Origin of the sequence: Microbulbifer elongatus (assembly GCF_020524885.1) — a bacterium.
Classification (GTDB): Bacteria; Pseudomonadota; Gammaproteobacteria; order Pseudomonadales; family Cellvibrionaceae; genus Microbulbifer; species Microbulbifer elongatus_A.
In genome coordinates, this window is the sequence record NZ_JAIVKJ010000001.1 from 1,691,257 (window position 1) to 1,713,925 (window position 22,669).

At 56.5% G+C, this 22,669-nt stretch carries 21 protein-coding genes; 8 read left to right on the forward strand and 13 right to left on the reverse strand.

The features are described 5' to 3' along the window. Positions 1 to 5 precede the first annotated feature (5 nt). The gene (locus tag LC059_RS07180) at positions 6 to 1,217 is read right to left on the reverse strand and encodes an efflux RND transporter periplasmic adaptor subunit (RefSeq protein WP_226703121.1); all 1,212 of its coding nucleotides are present in this window, start codon (positions 1,215 to 1,217) and stop codon (positions 6 to 8) included. A gap of 331 nt (positions 1,218 to 1,548) precedes the next feature. On the opposite strand from LC059_RS07180, the gene LC059_RS07185 reads away from it, so the two are divergent. The 7 genes from LC059_RS07185 (at position 1,549) to arsH (ending at position 8,500) form a co-directional block, all read left to right on the forward strand. Then, positions 1,549 to 2,214: a TetR family transcriptional regulator gene (locus LC059_RS07185; protein WP_226703122.1), complete on the forward strand. Its 666-nt coding sequence runs from the start codon at positions 1,549 to 1,551 to the stop codon at positions 2,212 to 2,214. A 361-nt stretch (positions 2,215 to 2,575) separates the two neighbouring features. Beyond that, entirely contained in the window at positions 2,576 to 4,678 is a 2,103-nt protein-coding gene (locus tag LC059_RS07190) for a carboxy terminal-processing peptidase (protein WP_226703123.1), read from the forward strand. A 133-nt stretch (positions 4,679 to 4,811) separates the two neighbouring features. Next, positions 4,812 to 5,627, forward strand: coding sequence for an exodeoxyribonuclease III (xthA, locus tag LC059_RS07195; protein WP_226703124.1), 816 nt, complete (start codon positions 4,812 to 4,814; stop codon positions 5,625 to 5,627). Positions 5,628 to 5,834: 207 nt separating this feature from the next. Then, positions 5,835 to 6,179, forward strand: coding sequence for a metalloregulator ArsR/SmtB family transcription factor (locus LC059_RS07200; RefSeq protein WP_226703125.1), 345 nt, complete (start codon positions 5,835 to 5,837; stop codon positions 6,177 to 6,179). Positions 6,180 to 6,241: 62 nt separating this feature from the next. Beyond that, complete coding sequence (locus tag LC059_RS07205; protein ID WP_226703126.1) at positions 6,242 to 6,718, forward strand: arsenate reductase ArsC; 477 nt, start codon at positions 6,242 to 6,244, stop codon at positions 6,716 to 6,718. Positions 6,719 to 6,720: 2 nt separating this feature from the next. Further along, positions 6,721 to 7,797 carry an ACR3 family arsenite efflux transporter gene (arsB, locus tag LC059_RS07210; RefSeq protein ID WP_226703127.1) on the forward strand — a complete coding sequence of 359 codons (1,077 nt, stop codon included), beginning with the start codon at positions 6,721 to 6,723 and terminating at the stop codon, positions 7,795 to 7,797. Continuing rightward, positions 7,787 to 8,500: an arsenical resistance protein ArsH gene (arsH, locus tag LC059_RS07215; RefSeq protein ID WP_226703128.1), complete on the forward strand. Its 714-nt coding sequence runs from the start codon at positions 7,787 to 7,789 to the stop codon at positions 8,498 to 8,500. The genes arsB and arsH overlap by 11 nt, the downstream gene beginning before the upstream one ends. A gap of 61 nt (positions 8,501 to 8,561) precedes the next feature. Here arsH and LC059_RS07220 read toward each other — a convergent pair whose 3' ends face one another. Continuing rightward, positions 8,562 to 9,290, reverse strand: coding sequence for a S1/P1 nuclease (locus tag LC059_RS07220; protein ID WP_226703129.1), 729 nt, complete (start codon positions 9,288 to 9,290; stop codon positions 8,562 to 8,564). A 357-nt stretch (positions 9,291 to 9,647) separates the two neighbouring features. Here LC059_RS07220 and LC059_RS07225 point away from each other — a divergent pair, with 357 nt between their 5' ends. Next, on the forward strand, positions 9,648 to 12,785 hold the full coding sequence (locus tag LC059_RS07225) for a TonB-dependent receptor (RefSeq protein ID WP_226703130.1): 3,138 nt from the start codon (positions 9,648 to 9,650) through the stop codon (positions 12,783 to 12,785). A gap of 92 nt (positions 12,786 to 12,877) precedes the next feature. On the opposite strand, the gene LC059_RS07230 is transcribed toward LC059_RS07225, so the two are convergent. From LC059_RS07230 to gspF, 11 genes are all read right to left on the reverse strand, one after another. After that, on the reverse strand, positions 12,878 to 15,082 hold the full coding sequence (locus LC059_RS07230; protein WP_226703131.1) for a hybrid sensor histidine kinase/response regulator: 2,205 nt from the start codon (positions 15,080 to 15,082) through the stop codon (positions 12,878 to 12,880). Between the two features lie 57 nt (positions 15,083 to 15,139). Next, the gene (locus LC059_RS07235) at positions 15,140 to 15,346 is read right to left on the reverse strand and encodes a DUF2788 domain-containing protein (RefSeq protein WP_226703132.1); all 207 of its coding nucleotides are present in this window, start codon (positions 15,344 to 15,346) and stop codon (positions 15,140 to 15,142) included. Positions 15,347 to 15,697: 351 nt separating this feature from the next. Further along, entirely contained in the window at positions 15,698 to 15,967 is a 270-nt protein-coding gene (locus tag LC059_RS07240) for an acetyltransferase (RefSeq protein ID WP_226703133.1), read from the reverse strand. Positions 15,968 to 16,218: 251 nt separating this feature from the next. Next, the gene (gene gspM / locus LC059_RS07245) at positions 16,219 to 16,707 is read right to left on the reverse strand and encodes a type II secretion system protein GspM (protein ID WP_226703134.1); all 489 of its coding nucleotides are present in this window, start codon (positions 16,705 to 16,707) and stop codon (positions 16,219 to 16,221) included. Between the two features lie 56 nt (positions 16,708 to 16,763). Next, a complete protein-coding gene (gene gspL / locus LC059_RS07250; RefSeq protein ID WP_226703135.1) occupies positions 16,764 to 18,038 on the reverse strand; it encodes a type II secretion system protein GspL in 1,275 nt (424 codons plus the stop codon). 66 nt (positions 18,039 to 18,104) lie between these two features. After that, positions 18,105 to 19,082 carry a type II secretion system minor pseudopilin GspK gene (gene gspK / locus LC059_RS07255; RefSeq protein WP_226703136.1) on the reverse strand — a complete coding sequence of 326 codons (978 nt, stop codon included), beginning with the start codon at positions 19,080 to 19,082 and terminating at the stop codon, positions 18,105 to 18,107. Next, positions 19,079 to 19,900, reverse strand: a complete 822-nt coding sequence (gspJ, locus tag LC059_RS07260) for a type II secretion system minor pseudopilin GspJ (RefSeq protein ID WP_226703137.1) — start codon at positions 19,898 to 19,900, stop codon at positions 19,079 to 19,081. Before gspJ ends, gspK begins: the two co-directional genes overlap by 4 nt. Beyond that, entirely contained in the window at positions 19,897 to 20,322 is a 426-nt protein-coding gene (gspI, locus tag LC059_RS07265; RefSeq protein ID WP_226703138.1) for a type II secretion system minor pseudopilin GspI, read from the reverse strand. The genes gspJ and gspI overlap by 4 nt, the downstream gene beginning before the upstream one ends. After that, the gene (locus LC059_RS07270; protein WP_226703139.1) at positions 20,312 to 20,941 is read right to left on the reverse strand and encodes a prepilin-type N-terminal cleavage/methylation domain-containing protein; all 630 of its coding nucleotides are present in this window, start codon (positions 20,939 to 20,941) and stop codon (positions 20,312 to 20,314) included. The genes gspI and LC059_RS07270 overlap by 11 nt, the downstream gene beginning before the upstream one ends. Positions 20,942 to 20,961: 20 nt before the next feature. Beyond that, entirely contained in the window at positions 20,962 to 21,390 is a 429-nt protein-coding gene (gene gspG / locus LC059_RS07275; RefSeq protein WP_226703140.1) for a type II secretion system major pseudopilin GspG, read from the reverse strand. 61 nt (positions 21,391 to 21,451) lie between these two features. After that, positions 21,452 to 22,669, reverse strand: a complete 1,218-nt coding sequence (gspF, locus tag LC059_RS07280) for a type II secretion system inner membrane protein GspF (RefSeq protein ID WP_226703141.1) — start codon at positions 22,667 to 22,669, stop codon at positions 21,452 to 21,454.

Consider the following 22,669-nt stretch of genomic DNA (forward strand, 5'->3'; position numbering starts at 1 on the left):
GCTGATTACCCCTTGCTGGCGTTGCTCTGTGCTTTTTCATTCGCATTTTGCGCAGACAAACTCGGTGCCGGCAGGTCTACCGGCGCGGGCTCTGCGATTTCACCGGGATTGACCACGACACCCGGGCGGATCTTCTGCAGCCCCTCAACGATCACGCGGTCGCCTGCCTTGAGACCGCTCTCCACCAACCAGGCGCTACCCACTGTCTGCGATACTTTCACCGGACGGGCCTCTACGGTATTGCCCTCACCCACCACCATCGCTGTGGTATTGCCTTTCGGGTCGCGCGCGACGCCCTGTTGCGGCACAAGCACAGCATTTTCGCGTTGGCCGCTACCGACAGAGGCGCGCACGTACATGCCGGGCAACAGCAGGTGGTCCGGGTTGGGCACCACCACGCGCAGGCGAACGCTGCCTGTGGTGGGATCGACGCTCACCTCAGAGAATTCGAGTTTTCCAGCGTGGGGGTACTCGGTGCCGTCCTCCAGCAGGATCTCCACTGGCAGGTTCTCGGCGCTCTGCAGGTCGCCGGACGCCACAGATTGACGCAGGCTCAGCAGCTCGCTCACCGACTGGGTCAAGTCCACATAAATCGGGTCCAATTGCTGCACCGTGGCCAGAGCGGCCGCCTGGTTCGCGGTGACCAACGCCCCCTGGGTCACGGAAGAGATTCCGATGCGGCCGCTGATCGGGGCACTGATACGAGCGAAATCCAGCGTTACCCGGCTGCGCTCCACGGCCGCCTTGGCCGCCGCCACATCCGCTTTCGCCTGCTGCAGTGTCGCAATCGCGGTGTCGTTGTCCTGCTTGCTCACTGCACCTGTCTTTACCAGGTCTTTGGTGCGATCGGCGTTCAGCTTTGCCACGTTGAACGCTGCCTGTGCACGCTCGAGAGAGGCTTTGGCGCTGTCCAGGTCGGCCTGATAGCGTGCATCATCCAACTGATAGAGCGCGGAGCCAGCGTCGACCATGCCGCCCTCTTTAAACAGCTGCTCTTTTACCAGTCCGTCAACCTGTGGTCGCACTTCTGCAACTTTGTATGGGCTGGTGCGGCCTGGCAGCTGGCGAGTCAGGGTTACCGGCTCACTCGAGAGGGTAACGACGGTGACCTGGGGCGTATGTCCTTGCATGGCCTGCTGCTTATCACCACAGGCGGACAACAGTGCCACGGCAAGCAGCAGGCTGCCGGAGATCAACGACTTCTTCTTGCGCAACATGAACACCTCGTTCTTACATCCAATGCGGCACCAGGCCCGGCACCACTGAAATTTGAATCCATGAAAAAACAGCATCGGCACCCCAATTGCCGGGGTGCCGATGACTGAAAAAGTGACGGGCTGACTGAATTGCCCGGTCAAAAACAAACGAAACGCCAGACTTACGTGACTTATCTGGCCAATGTGCGCATTTTAAATACATGCATGAATGAATATCAACTATTTATTCATGAATGTATATGAACTAAACTGGGCACCAGATTGAGCTGGTCGGTCCACAATTCAGGGGGCTGGTCAAGAGCGAGTGATAGAGAACCCGAGATCTACTTTCATGGCCAAACGCAGAAAAGAAGACGCACTGGAAACCCGCGAACGTATCCTCGATGCCGCCATCGAGGTATTCGACCGCCGCGGTGTCTCGCGCCCTTCCCTGACGGAAATCGCCGAGTTGGCGGGCGTCACCCGGGGCGCGGTATACGGCCATTTTCAGAACAAGGCGGACCTGTTCAGCGCCTTGGCCGATCGCATTCAGCTACCAGATGAGTCGCTCTGCCAGGCTCCACTCGAAGGCTGCAAGGATCCGCTGGGGGAACTGCAGAACCGCTGGCAATACATGTACCGTGAGGTGATGGTCAACGAACAGTGGCGTCGGATCTTCTCAATCATCCTGCTGCGCTGTGAGTGGGTGGCGGAAAACGGCGAGATTCACCAACGTTGTTCAGAGGGGCACGATGAAGGCACAAGGCGTCTCCGCAGCCTGGTGACCGCAGCCGTAGAAGTCGGACAACTGCCGGCAGACCTGAATATTGACCTGGCGGTTCCGATTCTTCACGCCGCAGTACTTGGCCTGCTGCAGGACTGGCTGATGAACCCGGACGCGTACAACCTGCTGGAAGTCGGTGAGAAACAGATACTCGCCATGCGGGAGATGCTGCAATCCTCTGTGCACCTGCGCAATACCGCGAAGTGCGCCTCTACGGCGGATTCAGAGCGGTAACCGGGGCCAACCACCCCATGCTCTTCACCATTGAGCCGAATCCACGCCACTCTATTGAACGCAGTTTTGATGTTTTTCGTCGTTTTTTTCGCGGCAGTGCGTTTTTTGACCAGCTCAAAGTTGTCGTTTTGGCGATTTAGGCGCGCCAATGGCCCTGAGATCGGGCATTGACGGCAAAAACGTCCCCTCACCCACCGCAATCTGGACACCTTTCGCCTCGTTAATGATGCAATTCATGCCTTTCGGAGCTTTCAGCCTTTATACTTGTCCTAAGCTATAAGTCGCCACTGCTCCGGGACACCGCGCCCGGCTCAAACTGACAGTGGGACGCCTTGATGTAGGACGTATAAAGAGACTCCTTATGCTTAGCAATCGAATAGCCGCCCTGATTTCCGGCCTTTCCTTCTCTCTCCTGGTTCTTATCTCGCCAGTTTCCCTGGCGGAAAATGAAGATCTCAAGCCTCACGAGGACCAGGGCGGCACCGCCCGCGAGATCGTCAGCAAGCTCGAAATGCTGCACTACAACAAGATGAAGGTCGGGGACGAAATGTCCACCGGGTTGTGGGACGAATACATCGATAGTCTCGACCCAACGAAGAGCTATTTTCTCTCGTCTGACATCAGCGAATTCCGCCAGTGGCGCAACACACTGGATGACGACCTCAGGGCCGGCAATGTCGACCGCGGGTTCGAGATCTACAACCGCTACCGGCTGCGGGTATCCGACCGCCTGAACAATATTCTTTCCCAGCTGGAAAACGGCCTGCCCAAATTCGACTTCACCAAAGTTGAGTCACTGGAGCTGGACCGTGAAAAAAGCGAATGGCCCCAGTCCATTAGCGCCGCGGATGACCTGTGGCGCAAGCGCCTGAAGTCCAGCGTGTTGAACTTGCGACTCACAGATAAAAGTGATGACGAAATCGCCGATCTGCTGAAGCGCCGCTATAAAGGCCAGCTGAAGCGTCTCGGCCAGCAGAACTCGGACGACGTGTTCGAGCTGTACATGAATTCCCTCACCCGCCTGTACGACCCGCACAGTAACTATCTGTCTCCTCGCTCGCTGGAAAACTTCAATATGAGCATGTCCCTCTCCCTGGAGGGCATTGGTGCCGTACTGCAGATGGAAGATGAATACACCAAAGTCGCCCGCCTCGTCGCCGGCGGACCGGCTGATCGCACCGGCAAAATCAAGCCAAACGACAAGATCGTGGCCGTTGGTCAGGACCAGGAAGGCGAGATGGTGGACGTGGTCGGCTGGCGCCTGGATGACGTAGTGGACCTTATTCGCGGCTCCGCCGGCACCTTTGTGCGCCTGGAAACCATTCCTACCGGTGGCGACGGCAGCCATCGCACCATTACCATCAAGCGCAGCAAGGTAAAACTCGAAGACCAGGCAGCCAAGAAGGCGATCTTTGAATTTTCCGATGGCGAGCAGAACTACAAGGTTGGCGTGATCAACCTGCCAACCTTCTATATCGACTTTGAGGCCTACCGTCGCCGCGACCCGAATTACAAGAGCACCACGCGCGACGTAGCCCGCCTGCTGGACGAGCTGCAGAAAGAAGGTGTAGACGGCGTTATCCTGGACCTGCGCAACAACGGCGGCGGCTCCCTGCAGGAGGCCACCATGCTCACCGACCTGTTTATCGACCAGGGTCCAGTGGTGCAGATCCGCCATGCCAATGAACAGATCTCTCGCCACAACCGCTCGCGCTCCCGCGCCATGTACCGTGGCCCGCTGGTAGTACTGATCAACCGATTGTCTGCCTCCGCCTCGGAAATTTTTGCCGGCGCGATTCAGGACTACAACCGCGGTCTTGTGGTGGGCAACCAGTCTTTCGGCAAGGGCACCGTACAGACCATGGCACCCCTGAAAGAAGGCCAGCTGAAAATCACCCAGTCCAAGTTCTATCGTGTTTCCGGTGACAGCACCCAGCACGCTGGTGTTTCCCCGGACATCGATATGCCGCAGCTGATCGACAGTGAAAGCGTCGGTGAGAGTGCCTACGATACTGCCCTGCCCTGGGATCGCATTCACGCGGTGCGTCATGCCAAGTACTTCAATCTCAAGGAATTGGTGCCAGAGCTGGTACGCAAACATAACAAGCGTACCGAGGTAGACCCGGACTTTATCTACCTGCGCGCACAGTTTGATCACCAGACCGAACGCGCCAATCGCAAGACCGTTTCACTGAATGAAGAAGCTCGTATTCAGGAGCGCGAGCAAATGAATCAGGATATGCTCGCGCTGGAAAACCAGCGACGCGCAGCGAAAGGGCTTGAGCCATACGAAAGCTTTGAGGCGTATGAAAAGAGCGAATCCGAAGATGTCGCGCCCGTCGGGGGCCCGGTTGAAATTACGCTTGAAGATGATCCGGTACTGAACGAAGCGGGCTACATCATGGCGGATTTTATCGGCCTAAAAAAGCACGCTAGCTCACCCCAGGTTGCTAATTTCGACTGAACGACCTGAGCTGAGTAACACCAAGAGCCAGCGATAGCACTGGCCAAACATCAATTACAAAATTGATTTGACCCGAGGCCCGGTATTCTCTGGAATAGCGGGCTTCGGCTTTTAAGATTTCCGGGGAGGGAAAATGAAAGTCGTATCCTTTAACGTCAACAGCATCCGTGCACGCCTGCACCAGATGGAAGCACTGGTGGAAAGCCAGTCACCCGACATTATCGGCTTGCAGGAAACCAAGGTCACCGACGAGGATTTTCCAGTCGATGTGATTCGCGACCTGGGTTATGAAGTGATCTACTTCGGTCAAAAAACCCACTACGGCGTGGCCCTCCTCTCCCGCTACCCGTTTATCAAAAAGCAGTATGGCTTTCCTACCGACGCGGATGATGCCCAGCGCCGCCTGGTGGTCGGGCAATTCGATATTGGGGCGGACCAGCCCCTCACCGTACTGAATGGCTATTTTCCCCAGGGCGAGAATCGTGAACACCCGATCAAATTCCCTGCCAAGCAGAAGTACTACGCCGACCTGGACGCCTATCTGAACAAAGAATGTGACAGCAAGGCGCCTGTTCTGGTTATTGGTGACATGAACATCTCTCCCACGGATCTCGATATCGGTATTGGTGACGCGAACCGCAAGCGCTGGTTACGGGACGGGAAATGCAGCTTCCTTCCGGAAGAACGCGAGTGGCTCGAGAAGATTCACAACTGGGGACTGGTGGACACCTTCCGCGCGCAGCATCCGGAAACTGACGATCTGTTCAGCTGGTTCGACTATCGCAGCCGCGGATTTGACCGCGAGCCTCGCCGCGGCCTGCGTATCGACCTGATCCTCGCATCCCAGTGCCTGGCGGATAAATGTGTCGATACCGGTATCGATTACGATATCCGTGGTATGGAGCGTCCCTCTGACCATGCCCCGGTTTGGGCGAAATTCGACATCTGAGTCTATTGAGGCGGAGTGCTCTCCGCCTCTCTCTCTTTCCCGCTTTTTCCCTCTGCTCACCCTCCTCGCCCGCATTGAAAGGCGCCTCTCCCGGTACCGCTCAGCCCCATGTACGGACCACTTGAACCTCCATTCAACACGCATATATGGGATTTCATATATTCGATTTTTCATATATCCTGCGCGCAGCCACAATGGAGATAAACCTTGAACCCAGTCGCTTTCTTCAAATGCCTCGCCGACGAGACCCGACTCCGCAGCCTCCTGCTGATTGCCCACGAGGGTGAACTCTGTGTCTGTGAGTTGATGGAAGCGCTGGATCAGAGTCAGCCGAAAATTTCCCGTCACCTGGCCCAGCTGCGCCAGTGTGAATTATTGAGTGACCGGCGCCAGGGACAGTGGGTTTTTTACCGTCTCAATCCCGCCCTGCCGGAATGGGCAAGGCTCGTGATGGAAACCACCCTCACCGGGAACCCGGAATTTATTGCCGACAACAAACGTGCGCTCGCACAGATGCAGTCGCGCCCTGTGCGTGACGGGCACTGTTGTTAACGCTACCGCCAGATAAAACAGTTCAAGACATAAGTCAGGCTATTGTCAGGAAAGAAACCGCCATGAAAATTTTGTATATCTGCACGCACAACCGCTGCCGCAGTATTCTCAGTGAGGCAATCACCAATCAGTACGGTCAGGGGCGGCTGGAAGCACGCAGTGCCGGCAGCCAACCTTCCGGTGAAGTGCACCCACTCTCACTCAAATATCTGGCTGAGCAGGGAATTTCCACGCAAGGACTTTCCAGCAAGTCCTGGGATAACCTCGATGGCTGGGTGCCCGATGTTGCTGTCACCGTGTGTGACAGTGCCGCTGGCGAAGCCTGCCCCATCTGGCTTGGTGATGCGCTGAAGGTACACTGGGGACTTGCCGACCCATCAAAACTCGAAGGTACTGATGAGGAAAAGGCCGAGGCTTTCCGGGAAACCATCAAAGAAATTATCAATCGCGTGCAACGTATGCTCGAAATTGACATAGACCGCGAGCATGGCAATACGCTTCTCGAGTCCCTGACCCAACTAGCGACCAAGGAAGACTGATCATGGGCATTTTTGAACGCTACCTCTCCCTTTGGGTAGGCCTGTGTATTCTTGCCGGCCTGTTGCTCGGCAATCTGGCCCCCGAGCTGTTTCAGACCATCGCCGCCATGGAAGTGGCCCATGTCAACCTGCCGGTTGCGCTGTTTATCTGGTTGATGATCTACCCGATGATGGTGCAGGTTGACTTCTCCTCAATCCGGCACGTGGGTGACAAGCCCAAGGGGCTCGCGCTTACGCTGGTCGTCAACTGGCTTATAAAGCCATTCACCATGGCTGCCCTCGGCTGGCTGTTTTTCCGGGTCATTTTTGCCGACCTGGTTGACCCGCAAACGGCGCAGGAATATATCGCGGGCATGATTCTGCTCGGTGTGGCCCCCTGTACGGCAATGGTCTTTGTCTGGAGCCAATTAACCCGCGGCGATGCCAATTACACCCTGGTGCAGGTCTCGGTCAACGACGTGATCATGATCTTTGCATTTGCGCCGATCGCCGCACTGCTGCTGGGGATTAGCGATATTGCGGTACCCTGGGACACCCTTCTGTTGTCGGTAGTGCTGTACGTATTACTGCCTTTAGTTGCTGGAGCGCTCACCCGCCGTGCCCTGGATTCCGCCAATGATCACAGCCGCCTGAACAACTTTCTGGCCACGGTCAAGCCGCTCTCCATCGCCGGATTGCTGGCGACCGTTGTATTGCTATTTGGCTTTCAGGCACAAACCATCATCGACAATCCACTCGCGATCATCCTTATCGCCATTCCGCTGTTGATACAAACCTACGGAATCTTCGCTGTCAGCTACGCCGCTGCACGCAGTATGAGGCTGCCCCACAACATTGCGGCGCCAGCCTGCATGATCGGCACCTCCAATTTCTTTGAATTGGCGGTTGCCGTGGCGATATCCCTGTTTGGTCTTAACTCAGGGGCGGCACTCGCGACGGTTGTCGGTGTGCTGGTAGAAGTACCCGTAATGCTGTCACTGGTATGGTTTGCCAATCGCACTCGACACTGGTTCAAGTCGAGCGAGGGGCAAGCCGAGATAGCGCATAAAGGTCAACGTGAGGTGCAAAATGAACACTGAAGAGATGCCAAACCTGGATCCCGAGTGCTTCAAGGCAACGGACCAGGAACAACTGCTTGCGCCCATCGATCAGACACCACCAAAGATCCTGTTGCTCTATGGGTCGCTTCGCAAACGCTCTTTCAGCCGCCTTGCCGCAGAAGAAGCACAGCGGATACTGCAAGCACTCGGTGCGGAAACGAAAATATTCAATCCGTCCGGACTACCGTTGCCCGATGACGCGGAGGCCGATCATCCTAGGGTGCGGGAGCTTCGGGAACTGGCCGCCTGGAGTGATGGAATGGTGTGGTCGTCACCGGAACGGCACGGCGCCATGACCGGCATTATGAAAGCCCAGATCGACTGGATTCCACTGGCACTGGAAGGCGTTAGGCCGACACAGGGCAAGACGCTAGCGGTCATGCAGGTATGCGGTGGTTCCCAGTCATTCAATGCGGTAAACCAGATGCGGATTCTCGGACGCTGGATGCGCATGGTGACCATACCCAATCAGTCTTCCGTGCCGAAAGCCTGGTTGGAGTTTGATGACGATGATCGTATGAAGCCCTCTTCCTTTTACGATCGCATTGTCGATGTGATGGAAGAACTGATGAAGTTTACCTACCTTCTAAAAGACAAGCGTGATTACTTCACCGATCGCTATTCAGAGCGCAAGGAAAGCAGCGAAGAATTCCGCAAGAGAATTGATCAGCGCTCGATTTGATACGCAAGGACCTTGATAACTTGGCAGGGACTGGCGCCCTGCCAAGTCATTCTCATTGTCACTACTTTAGAAGATCGTTCAGTAATGCTGCGAGACGAACGCCGCCCTGACGGAGGCGCAGCGACACAACCTCTTTATTTTTTTGGTAATAGGCCTCGCCAAGATCAACATTGCCGGTGTAAGCATTGCTATGCGCGAGTTGGTGGGACTCCTCGACCCAGGTTTCCGGCTCGCCCTGCGCAGCGCCCAGGACTTCCTTCCGGTCCATACCGTCCACTTCACTCAGGGCGAAGGCTTTCCAGTCATCAATAAAACGCGCTGGTAAGTAGGTATCCCAGAGTGCGTGGAGATTAGTGGGTTCGTCAAAGAATTCCACCTTCATATCATTCCCGCCGCGGTCTTCCCTGAGCCCGGTGTGCATTGGCTGGTGTACATCTTCAACAAAGTGCACAAGGAACAACAGTGCTTCGCCACGCTCAGCATCGGCCAACGATCTATCTGCAAGTTTTAGCTGATAGGTCTTGATTGCTTCAACGATACAGCCGTGCTCCGGGCAATCCCTCGACTTCCTATAGCCCTGCCACGTGACCGGAAGATTTATGTAATGCAGCGGTGCCACCCAGTCGTATCTGTCGTCGCTGCGGATACGGTCCGCCCAGGTGCCCGCTTCGGCAAGCGTGCTTTCGCCCTTCAGGTTCAGCAACCGGCGCACCTCGACCTGGACCGGGGGCTCCAGCAGCTGCCAGGCGATTTCACCTGTGATTCGGTGCCCATCCGGCCCCCACGCCATTGCGTGTGTCGAACAAAATATCGAGAGAAAATATAAAATGGCACGTGCGGTTCTGAAACTAAAGTGGATCACACCCTACCCCCATCCTTGTTTATATATGGATTTAGCGGTCCAAACGTTACCCACCGACTGTGACAATTTCGCTACCGGAGTGTGCTGCGCTGAATTGTCACCTGTTTGCGACATTCCGGAAATATCTCCTTAACTCCACTGCAAAAACTCTCAACAACAATGTGCGCGCCGTTAACCCGGCTTCTGACAGATCACACGATCCTGTTCATTTCTTGAGATACACACATAGACGGCCCAGGAATAGACGCCGAATAGGATGCAACCGGGCCTGAAAAGGAGAGTTTTATGAAAGGCTTCCAGTTACCGCAGGCACTTTTGTCTGCTGCGGTCATTTCCGTTGTGAGCTTCGCACCTGCCGCGCATTCACAACAGACTACTTCAGCCATTCGCGGGCTTATTACCAGCGATGCAGGGGCCCCGGTACAAAATGCCACCGTAACCGTGGTGCACCAGCCATCCAATAGCCGCAGTGTCATTCAGAGCAATGACAGCGGCCGCTTCAATGTTTCCGGTCTTCGCGTTGGCGGCCCTTATACCATTCGCGTGCAGTCTGAAGCTGGAGAGGAAACCATCAACGGAGTTTACCTGAGTGTCGGCAACCCCACCAACCTACCCATCAACCTGGATTCCGATAACCTGCAGGTCAACGATCTCGAAGAGGTGGTGGTCACAGGTAACACGGTCGCTTATCAAAACCGCGGCACCAACAGCGTTTTCGGGGAAGATCAGATCGGCAACGCGGCGACGTTCAACCGCGACCTGAAGGACGTGGTGCGGGCAAATCCGCTGGCAGTCGTGAGTCCCGATGGCAACGAGCTCAGTATTGCCGGCACCAACCCCAAATACAACGCCCTGACCATTGACGGCGTAGGCATCAACGATACCTTTGGCCTGCAGTCCAATGGTTACCCGACCAACCGCCCACCGATTTCACTGGACGCGGTTGAGCAGATCTCTATCGATTACGCGCCGTTTAACGCTCGCATGGGCAGCTTTTCCGGTGGCAACGTCAATGTCGTTACCAAATCCGGCACCAATGAATTCAGTGGCAGTGTGTTTGCGGAAACCGTCCCCTGGACCGGCACCGCCAAAGACGATCGCCTGCCGGAAGACGGCTCAGTTGAGAAATTCGATATCGAGAATGAGGAAGAGTCCTACGGTGCGACATTCAGCGGCGCGTTAATTCAGGACAAGCTGTTTTTCTTTTCGTCCTATGAAAAGTGGGAAGAAGAAATTGCATTCAACTACGAGCTGAACACCCTAAGCAACCATAATGTCACCCGCGAGGAGCGCGATCGTGTCCTGAGCGCCCTTCAGGAAGTGTACGGCCTACAAGACTCAAATGGCTCGGCCCCGGTCCCGGATAACGATGAGAAGTTGTTGTTCAAACTGGACTGGAACATCAGCGAAGATCACCGTGCGGATTTCACCTACAGTAATCAGGAAACCCGCTCCGCGCGGAACTTCACGGACGACGACGAGAACCTGAACCTGTCATCCAACCTCTGGACCATGGCCCAGGACACTACCTACTTCAGCAGCCATATATTCTCCGACTGGAGCGATGTATTCAGCACCGAGGTAAACCTTTCGTATAAAGATTACGAGCAGGCATCACTGACAAACAGCAACTGGGGCGAGGTGAATATCGCCACCGAAGAAGGCTTTATTGTTGCCGGTGCCGACCAGAACCGCCACGCGAATGTACTGGAGAACGAAGTTTGGCGCTTGGGCTTCCATGGCATCTACAACACCGACGAGGTGCAGTACCGTTTTGGTACTGAAATCAAAGATACCTGGAACTACAACCTGTACGGCCGCCATGCCTCCGGCACCTGGAGTTTTGACAGTATCGAAGATTTTGAAAGTCGTTCACCGGCAAGCTTCCAGTACAGCAACGCCTACACCAACGACATTCAAGATATCGCCTACGACGTCAATGGCCGCACTTATGCGTTCTATGGCGACGCCACATTCGAGCCGGCTGCGGGCCTCGAACTGGTTGCCGGCCTGCGCTACGAAACCCTCAGTATCGATAGCGCACCAAATGCCAACAGCAACTTCGAAGACACCTACGGCTACTCGAACACCGAAAACCTCGATGGCCGCGACATTCTCCTGCCCCGTATCGGGTTTACCTGGAACCTGCGTGACGACCTGACCCTGCGCGGCGGCGCAGGCCGCTTCAGTGGCGGCATGCCGCTTGTTTGGGTATCGAATGCCTACACCAACGACGGCACCACCAAGGATTCGGTGTACCTGACCGATATAGATTCGTCAGACGTCGACCTTACTCGTATTCCGCAAGTTGCCATGGACAGCCTGGCTCCTGGTGCCGGCAGCACCAACAGCATTGCCCCGGATTTCGAGCTGCCTTCCGACTGGCGCTATCAGCTGGGGGCCGACTACGTCTTTGATGTACCGGGTTTTGCTGAAGATTTCTCCCTCAGCACCGAGCTCACTTACGTTGACCGTGAAAACAGTGTGTACTGGCGTGACCTTTCCCGAGTAGACAGTGGCGAGCGTATCGGTGACCGCATCGTCTGGGACAATATTTACGCGGGCACCGAGTTTGAAGACAACTACGACCTCGAGCTCACCAACGTCGACAATGGTGGCCGCAGCGTCATCTGGAGTACCGCACTGGAAAAGGCGTTTGATAATGGTGTTTCTTTCAACCTGTCCTACACCCACCAGGAGATTACCGAGGTAAATCCGGGAACCAGCTCCACCGCGGAATCCAATTTCCAGTACGAGGTGGTGGAAAACCGCAACCAGCCGCTCGAGGGCACCGCCTACTACGAAATTGAGCACCGCCTGGTATTGAACCTGGGTTACCGCGCCGAGTTCGTGCAGGGCTACGAGACCAATTTCAACCTGTTCGTCGAGCGCCGTTCCGGCCGCCCTTTCTCCTGGACCTATGATGCCTATCGCGATGCGGGTCTCGGTGACCAGACCAACTTCGATGACTCCGATGTCTACCTGGCCTATATCCCTTCCGGTGCGGACGACCCCAACGTGGATTTTGAAAATGGCCTGAGCTACGCGGAGATCATGGATATTGCTCGTCAGGCGGGCGTTGCCGGTGCCGCCGGAGGCTTCGTCGACAAGTACTCGGCAAACATGCCCTGGGTAACCACCATGGACCTGGCAATTACCCAGGAATTACCGGGCTTTATGCCAGAGCATCGCGGGCTGGTGTATTTCACGATCGACAACTTCGCCAACCTGCTCAATAACGACTGGGGTAAGGTGTACGATATCCAGTACCCGCAGCAATATTTGTTTGCCTATGGCGTCAACGATGAAGGGCAGTATGTGTACGACGAGCCTTTCGGGGGATTGAACACCAGAAACTATGATCGCTTCCAGGCCGAGGAATCCACATGGCGAGTGAAACTGGGGCTTAAATATCAGTTCTAAACCACAGCGCTGACATCAACCAGTAAGGCAAAAAGAAAGGCCTGTCGCAAGACAGGCCTTTTCAAGTTCTAACCAGAGCAGATGACAGCGCCCTACTCGCCCAACCACCGTTCCAGTGTTTCGGCAAGACTGTCTTTGCTTAACGGCTTGGTAAGATAGTCATCCATACCCGCTGCCAGACAGCGACCCTCAAACTGCTCTTCGGTGGTACTCGTCAGTGCCACAATCGGCAACCGATCGTCGGGAGCGTATTCACTCTCCCAGTGTCGTAACTGCTCGATGATTTCCGCACTGTGAGTGGTGTTCTGCTGGCAATCGACCAGTAGCAGGTCGTAATTGTTTTCCGGTAAACGCGCCAGTGCGTCTTCTACCGCAGCCACCACTTCTACCTGGTATCCGAGCGTCTGTAGCATCTCTTCGGTCACCCCGAGGTGTTGACGGGACTCCTCAATCAGTAACAGTTTCCGCTTGCGATTCGCTTCGGCATTGGTGCACGCCACACGGCGACTGGCCTTTTTGATGCCGCCGAACAGGCGCAGCACTACCGCATCGTGGAATTCCTTACGGGTGACCGGGCGCGCCAGATATTGTGCCTCTGGTAGAGCAGCGGCAAGTGGCGCGAACTCGAGCTTGTGGCCATAACCGCCCAGACACAGCAGCGGAAACTTCTTCGGCTCACTACTGGCAGATGTGATGACCTGGGTTACACCACTCAACATACGACCATCTCCCATGGCCGGGGCGAGGACGACCAGCTGCCCACGATCCATCGCCTGCATGAGGTGGTCCATGGGCTCTGTACTGCCGTCATCCCAGTTTTTGCTGGTCACTTCCATGCCGAATGACTGCAGGACCTGTGAGATCCCACCGATAAACAGGCCTTTCTGATGCAGCAGCAGAACTTCGGTGTCCTGCAGGCGGCGGTCTGGTTGCAGGTAAATGCGCTGGTTGGGCTCGATGGCGAACTTGACCACCGCCTGATAGCGGTTGCCGTCATCAGACGAATACAGTTGCAGGTAGCCACCCATGGCCTCCGCGAGGCCCTTGGCGATATTTAACCCCAATCCGGTTGTCACCTGGGTGGTATCCATGCGCGAGAATGCGCCAAATAGTTCAGACTCATCCGGCAGGATTTCGCCGTCGCCACTGTCTATCAACTTGACGGTCAGCTGCCCCTCATCAGCACTGAGCAGCTCGAATGTCGCCTCGCCCCAAAGCTCACCGCTCTGTGCGATCACCGTTGCCGAGTCCACCAGATTACGGATCAGCTGGGCGGTCTTGCGATTGTCGCCGGTCACCATGACGGGGAGATCTTCACTGATCTGGAAATTGAACTCCAGACGCTGTCGCTGCGCCGTCTTGGCCGCGAACTTGAACGCCTTCTCCATGGTGCGTACAAGATTGAACGGCGCGCGCCGCAGGTGAATATCCTTGCGCGCCACGCGAGTAAACATGCCCACATTATCTACAAGCTTGAGCTGCTGGTTACTCGCATTCTTGGCTAAACGCACCCACTCACGCTGGCGATCGGAGAGCCTGTCACCCTCGAGCAGTGCCAGTGCACCCAGGGTGTCCGACAGCTGGCTGCGAAACTCCTGGCCCACATTGGCAAGGAATTCATTGGTGACTTCGACTGCCGCTTCCGAGTGTTTGCGCGCCGCGGCAAGATTGCTCGCCTTTTGCTGCAGCGCCTGCATGGCGGCAACCCTGTCCCAGTAGTTTTCCGACTCTCGTCTTGCCTGATGGGCCATCAGCCAAACAAAGGCCAGGGTCAATGCGCCATAAATAGCACCGAGAATATCGGCCGTCATGAAGCCCTGCAGGGCCGCAGGCACGAGGGATCCGGCAAGAAACCAGGTCAGGAACCGGTGATACGGGGAAAACACGGACGCCACGCTGGCACAAAATACGACGGTGTAGATCCAAAGGAACTGCGTGGCCGGTGAAAAGCCGAGGAGGAACACATGGCTTAGGAGAATGATCCCCCACCACACCGCACCGATCGTTGAAGCGAGGAAATAGCGGTGGCGCCAGCGCTTGGGGCCGGTTGCGTACAGACTCTCAAAGCGGAATACGTAGTAGCCACGAACGAGTGTAAACAGCACAAGCCCAATGGCCAGTACCAGCACCAGCTTGGGAGACATGGTGCGAAGTTCGCCAATCGCAACGGCAACTGCAAAGGCAATAAGGCTGAACAGCATGCCCCGGCGCGAGTACTTTGCAATACGCGTATCTGTATTGCGGCACACTCGCCGGTCCTTCTGCACCTTGAGTTCGGGATGATCAAATAACGGCATAAAAAATTCCGGCGAACGCTCCCTGTTTCCGAAACAGGCTTGGGAGTCGTTGCGACCCTACTGGCCCAGCCCCATGACTTCAACCAGCACAGTTTTAAACACGAAGCCCAGCAAGCCTAGACCAAGGGCGATAAACAGAATGAAAGTGCCAAATCGGCCTGCCTTGGACTCCTTGGCGAGATTCCAAACGATAAATACCATGAACAGAATCAGGCCCCCGACACCAACGATCAGGGAGTACTCTTCAAACAACTCAAAGCTCATGACACAACTCTTCCGCTACAGCTTTTACCGGTTTTCCGCAGGCCCAGGCTTCCGAGCGATGATCAGCCTGCGGGCAAAAGCCCGGAATCGAGCCTTCCGGCGAAAAATTGGCGCGTATTGTATAGGAGGTATTGGTACGAAACCACGAAATAGAGGCCGACTTTGGCTGGGAATCGTGCGCTGACAGCCCATATCGCATTACGTGAGCCACTAAGGCAATGTGGGCCTGGAGCGCTTGGGGGGATTTAGCGCAAATGCGCGCCCCTGTTTCAGGCGCGCGGCGGTTAAACCAAAAGGCGTACTGGGATGATGAACCCATCTATTGGACCGCGTTTCAGCAGCCACTAAAGGTCAGGCACCCTGATAATAATCACTGTCGCTTATACGTGTTCCGCACTTGATCCGCCGCACTTCACGATCCCGATACCGACTGTCGTGCCAGCATCGCGGCAACGCCTCACCCGACAGGAATTGCAGCTGTGCCTTGTCGAACACCTCAGGATCCTGGACCTCTTCTCCCCAGAGGTACCGCCCGACGACAGTAAGTTCATAGGGATTCGTTAAGGTTACGACGTCGGCGACATCGACAAGATGATTACTTTCAGCATGGCGAAGCAGCATGGTCAGACCCCTGTATTTTCTCAATACCATTGAGTATAGGGAGAAAATGACGCCATTCGTGGCCGAATTTTCTTTTCAGATCAAGCGCTCACCGAAGAGTCAGCAGAAGACGGAGCTTACAACCCTTCTAGTTTATAAATAGCTTCAGACGAAAATGCCGAATTAAGCCCTATAAAATAGAATTTTAGCTTAATTTACACCCCGAGATGAGCGGAGGATTGATGAACCCAACCCTCGGGCCAGGCGATCCGTCAGCGCTCCAGGGTTAGGCGCGCCGAAACCATGCCCTCTTCCGCGAGCGCATCGACACTGACGGAGCGAATCACAAAACGCTGCTGCAGTAACGTGTTGAGCCAGGGCTGCAGGTCCTGGTAGCGCGCCTCGTCGATCCACAAGCGGATTCGGCCATCACCCTCCGGCTCAAACCGCTTGATGGTGACCTTGTGGTTGTTGGCCGCAGCGGTAACCCGCTGCAGAAGTGTGCCCTGCGCCCGGGATTCGCCGCCGCTATTACGCTGAATACGCTCCAACTGCGGACGCTGCTCCTCAATCCAGGTAAGCAGTTCGCGGGACTGCTCGGCGTCGTCTCTGGCGCTGTCAAAGTAACCCTGGGCCGGCTTGAACAAGCCAAACACAATAAATACTGCGCCGAGAAAAAGGCCCAGCATACCCAGGGCGCGCTGGTCATTTGCGGGAAGCCCGGCCCATTTCTGGCGCCACTGGTCAATCATCTGCTTCATAGTATTCGGTGAACTTGTTCTGATTCTTTCAGCATTCGGCTGTCCAAGGAGGCTATTCATCGCAATCGAATACGCCCCGAAACACCATCTTCCAGTTCGTTGGCCGCCAGCAGCTCTGCCTGGTACTGGCCATCACTAAGCTTGCCCACCACCGAGTCCAGCTGGCCGAGGTTGGCCGCACGCAACTGCAACACCAGCTCCCCACGATTGCCATCAAACCGCAGAGACTGCAATTTAAGGTCGCCCGATTTGCCGGTCTGCCATACCTTGCTCAACTGCTGCAGCTGGCCGGCGAATTCACCACCACCACCAGACGACTGGTTGAGGTACCCCATGACCTGTCGCCGCAGGTCCGCGCCAGGGCGATCACCGGGGAATATCTCACTAAATAGCTCTCGAGCTGCCTCATCGGCGCGGCCTGCCTGGATCTTGTAATAGGTGCCGGCACCCACAAAAAACACCAGTTGCAACACAAAACAAGCGGCGACCGCGATCGCGGGCTTTTTCCACCAGGGCCCTGCGTCGGTGGCAAGTGTGATCTGAAAATCACCAGACAACAGGTTGCCAGGCACATTGGTGCCAACCTGCGAGAGGAACTCGGTCTCGGGCGCATCGGCGTTACGCTCAACGGAGCCCAACTGCTCGAATGTGGCGAGCTCCAGGTCGGTCACATCGCCAAAAACCCGAATAGCAGGCGAGTCCTCGATGTTGCCGGCGCTCTCCGCTTCTGCAGCTTCGGGAACAAACAGACTTTCGGCGATAACGCCGACGAGAGGACGCGACACCGACAACCCCTTGCCCGCCCCCATCCAGACATGTGCCCGCTCGCCATCCAGCCAGATAGACGAAGCATTATTTGCGCCGGCGAGCACACGGTACTCGGGAATTGCAGCCGTAATCGGCCAACCCAGCCGCTCTAGCTGGCCCTTGAGCGCAGCCAGCTTGTCGCTGGCGACTGCCATAACACTGCACAGGTCTCCCTGTACCGGCTCACACACAAAGTGCAGGTCTTCCACATCTTCCGCGAGCTGGTCCTCCACCATATAGCCAACGGCGCTGCTCTGCCGGCGTGCTGCGCGGGGAATGCTCTCAAGGCCATTCCAAACCCAGCTTCCAGGCACCAGCAGCACCGCGCGATCCATGGGCTCGAACGACAAGGCACCAGTATCGGATTGCGCGGTATCACTGCTGGTAGGCTCGGAATCGGGTATCGCGTAGCCGTGCTCAGGCTTGCCGGCGACAAAGGCATGCTGGAAAGCGATATCCGTAGGCACTGAGTGCCAGGCACCATCCTGCCAGCTTTGCAGCACCACGCAGCCTGCTGACTGCACTTGATCGCCTGTATGCGACCCGGCAACAGGCTCTCGCAGCCTTAATAATTTCACTTCCTGGCTCAATTAATCCCCCAGTAATTCCTGCAAAAACTGCCCGGAAAACTCGCGCCGCTGGCGCTGAATGACTTTGACCTCTCCAGTGCTGGTATCGAGCTTGAGCGTTGACTCCCAGTACTGCTGATTCTCCAGGCCAAGCTGCACGGCAATATGTGCCACATAATACGCGCTGTTGAAATCCAGTTCCGCCCCGCCGGTGACATTGAACCCGGACAGGTCTGCCATCTGGGTAAACGGCGTGCCACTCTCGCGCTGATTGATCAGCCCAGGAATATTGGCGGATGGAAACATCGCTGACAGTAATTCCAGAGAGGCGGTATTAACGTTTACCTTGGTACCCGATTCCGGCAAAGCGCAAAGCTCCGGGGCAATAGCGCCCCACTCTTCGCTTTCGATACCCTGAGCGGCACTTAATTCAGAGACGTCGGTAATGAAGGTATCCGGGGTACGGTGAGCCAACTCCTGGCCGAGGTATCCGTTGTCCTCAGTGCCCGAGGTGAGTGGCGTATCGCCGGGATCGACCCAGTCCTCTATCGCCATGGCGGTTTCTGCCCTACCTCCCAGGTTGCGCACCAGGCGCTGCAAAACCTTGCTATCCGCAGATTCCGAGCCGCCAGATGCTCGACCCATTGTTAAATTATTCACATTAAAGCAGGACTGTAAGTCCTTGATCTTAATGCGAATCTTCCCATTATCCGGGTTAAACTCGACCAGCTTTTGCGCCCAGGGCTCCTGCAAATTATCGCTCGCCGCGCTCGCAGCCCGATCTTCTTCAAAATCTCTTTCGAGGGCAATGATTGCCCAGGCCTCTGCACCGTGTACGAACTCTGCGAGCTGCGTGTTGGCCAGGATCGCACTGGTTCTGGAAATCGCCAGACGGTTGCGCGTCACCGCGTGGGTCACAGCGGCAACGGCAATCACCATCACCAGCAACACGGTAATCAGCGCGACGCCCCGCTGACGATATGGACTTGCGCCAATCATTCGCCGCGGCCCTCGCGCGCTCCATCCGAGCCATTGTCCTCATCGCCATCGCGGCCGCTATCATCACCGACACCGCCCCCATCACCGTCACCGCGATTGTCATCGCCGCCGCTGCTACTGCCAGAGCCGCCAGTACCGGCAACCACCGCGTATTCTGGTAGCGAGAACACACGCCGCAGCTCGCCCCCGCTGCGAGTGAGCAGCGTCACCTCGACGGCCTGAGGAAGGCGCAGATCGACCGCACCCGGAGTGGTAGTGGACGACGCCGGCGGCCATTGCGCGAGCCAGGCTTTGGTGTCGCGGTCGTAATAGCGCATATTCAGCTCGACCACACCATCCAGGATTGGCTCGGCAATAGGTTCGGAATCTGGCCCGCGGTCAAGTACACGCCAGCGGCTCCGCAGTAACAGCGCAGTATCGTCATCTGCACCCCGCTCAAACCGCGCCTCAACATCCTCTTCGGCGTAACCGATACCGTAATGCAAGCGCTGCAAGTTGCCGCGGGGCTCTCCGGTAAGGTTCGCCGCACCCAGGCGGGTAAACTCGAATTCATTGGTTACCCCCTGGAACGCAGGCTCATAACCGCTGTAGGCATTTTTAACCGGGCGCACAGTGAGCTGGCGCAAATCGTCGTCCAGCCGATACATGGCCATGGAGAGTCGACGCATTTCATCGGCACGGGCGGTGAGCACCCGGTCGGTGGTGAAGAAGGTTTCCAGGAGGGAGTAGGAGCCGATACCAATGATCGACACGATCACCAGTACCACCATGATTTCAATGAGGGTAAAACCGGAGGCCAGCTTTGAGGATCGCATCATGAACGCCCCCCCCCGCTGCCTGAACCGAGCGACTGCGCCATCCAGGAGTCGATGGTAAGGATCGGTGACTCCGCCTCTGGTCGCCCGACCTGCACAATGATATGGCGCATCTTCGGCTCGTTGGTGCTTTTGACCTCCGCGGTTACTTGCCACTCGCGATCGCCGAGCAGTACTTTCTCAGTCTTTTTCCCCTGCGGTGGCCAGTCGGTGCGCAGCCGAATTTCGGCGAGCGCCTGCTGGGCCACCCAGTTTGCGGTCAAGCGCTCCTCAAGTGCCGCCTGCTGGCGCACACTATCCTGCAATGTTTTCAGCACGCTGGCAGCAATCACTCCGAAGATGACCAGTGCCACCAGCACCTCTACCAAGGTAAATCCCCGCTGGCTGCAGCGAGACGGGCAACGATTGCGAAAACTAATACTCATCGCTCTGCCACTCCAGCTGCATGCCATACAGACTGCTGTATGAAATGATCGCCGCACGGCCGATATCGCCGTTCTTCATCAGGAAAAACCCAATTTCCACCGGCAAGACTTCGCCACTGGAAAGTGCAGCGAACTGCGGCAGAATCTCTTTTTCGTCCTTTTTGCGCTTGCTCGAGCGATCCTTGTCGGTATCCGTGGTACTGCGGCGAGTGCCGCCAAAACTGGTGTTTTTGCTTTCCGCCCCGGGTAGCTCCGTCTGCGAGAGAACTTCAAGACGCATGGTGGGCGGCAGCTCGTGGGCGGTAAAGCGGCGCGCATTGGCGGCGGCAGGTTGGCCGGAAAAGTCCATTTCCTGCCACTTCATTGAACTGGAGTCGTAGCGCACCACCTGGTAGCCCTGTTCTTCGAACACCACCCCATAGTGGGCCTTGTCGATCAAGGCGCGGTCGGCCACCAGCTGCAGCAGATTGGCGAGGCGCTGTACCTCGCCGGTCCAGTTACGGCTGTCGGTATTATTCAGAGACAGCGTCGCCATGCCCGCCAGTGAAGCGATGATAACAATCACCACCAGCAGTTCGATCAGGGTAAAACCCCGTTGGCGGCAGGCTGCAACGCGCATGTGAGTGGCTCTGGCTAGCCTCAGAGCTCGGACGCGAACAGGTCGGCCGCTTCGCCCTCACCGCCCGGCTTGCCATCGGCACCCAGGCTGAACAGGTCGTATGGACCAGAGCTGCCGGGGCTGATGTATTGGTATTCATTGCCCCATGGGTCTTTTGGCGCCTTCTTCAGGTAGGGCTCGGTCCAGTTCTTTGCCTCCGGGAAGCCGGAAGGCTTGCTAACCAACGCCTCGAGGCCCTGATCGGAGCTCGGATAAACGAAATTATCCATGCGGTACATATCCAACGCCGTGGAGATCGCACGCAGGTCGACGGTAGCCGCTTTCATTCGGGCTTCACCGGTACGCCCCATGATATTCGGGACCACTAAGGCACCCAGAACACCCAGGATCACAATAACCACCATGATCTCAATCAGGGTAAAACCCCGGTTGTTGCGTAGATTTTTCATTTCTCACCTCGCAGAAAAGTTATCCGGGCACCCGCCCGAAATCGATCGACCGCTGCCCTATTCACACGACCAGCTGGTTCATATTCATGATCGGCATCATGATTGCCATCACGATAAACAAAACTATGCCCGCCATTACCAGGAGCATGATGGGCTCAAACAGACTCACGAACGCGGTCACTGCGCCCTGCAGGTCACGCTCCTGGTTTTCTGCGGCGCGCACCAGCATCTGGTCCAGTGTCCCGGACGACTCACCGCTGGCGACCATATAGGTCATCATTGGCGGGAAGTATTCCACGTCTTCAAGCGCCCGTCGCAGACTTCCGCCTTCGCGCACGAACTTCTGCGCGATCTGCAGACGCTCTTTCAGAAAATCGTTACTCATTACGCCACTGGCAATTCCCATGGCCTGCACCAGCGGCACACTACTGCCGGTAAGGATCGCCAGCGTACCCACATAGCGGGCACTCTGGCCACCGCGCACCAACCAGCCAATTGCCGGCATATCGAGCAAGCGGTGATGGAACCGGTAGCGAAACCCCGGGCGGCGCAATAGCAATGTCCAGCCAACCACCAATGCGATGATTGCCGGCGGTATCAACCAGCCCCACGACGAGATAAAGTCGCTGATGGATACCAGTATCCGCGTCGCCAAGGGCAATTGCTGGCCGGTGCCAGTAAATACCTCAATGACATCCGGCACCACGTAAACCATCAGGCCCGTGACCACCAGCACACAGATCACCACCAGTACCAGCGGGTAAATCAGTGCGAGCTGAACTTTCTGCCGGAACACCTGCTGGTTTTCCGTATAGTCCGCCAGCCGCTCGAGCACGTCGTCGAGATGGCCCGAGTGCTCCCCGGCTTCTACGGTAGCGCGATAAAGTTTGGGGAAGGCGCGCGGAAAACTGGCCAGGGCCTGGGCAAAGCTGTGGCCTTCCAGCACCTTCGCGCGTACCGCGAGCACGATGCGGCGGACCTTCTGGTTGCGCGACTGGTTGGCGATGGCGCCAAGGGTTTCTTCTAGGGGTATGCCGGCACGTAATAATGTGGCGATCTGGCGGGTGAGCAGTGCCAGTGCCTTGACGCTAAGGCCCGGGCTACCGGAAAGAAAGCTGGCGCTACCGGCGCTGCTTGATTCAGAAGCTGCCGTAACTTCGAGCGGGATCAGACCCATGGCACGCAACTGCTGGCGTGCCGCTTTGGCGCTGTCGGCCTCCAAGGTACCGCGATTCTTACGGCCGCCACTGTTTAGTGCGGTGTACTCGAATGCACCCAT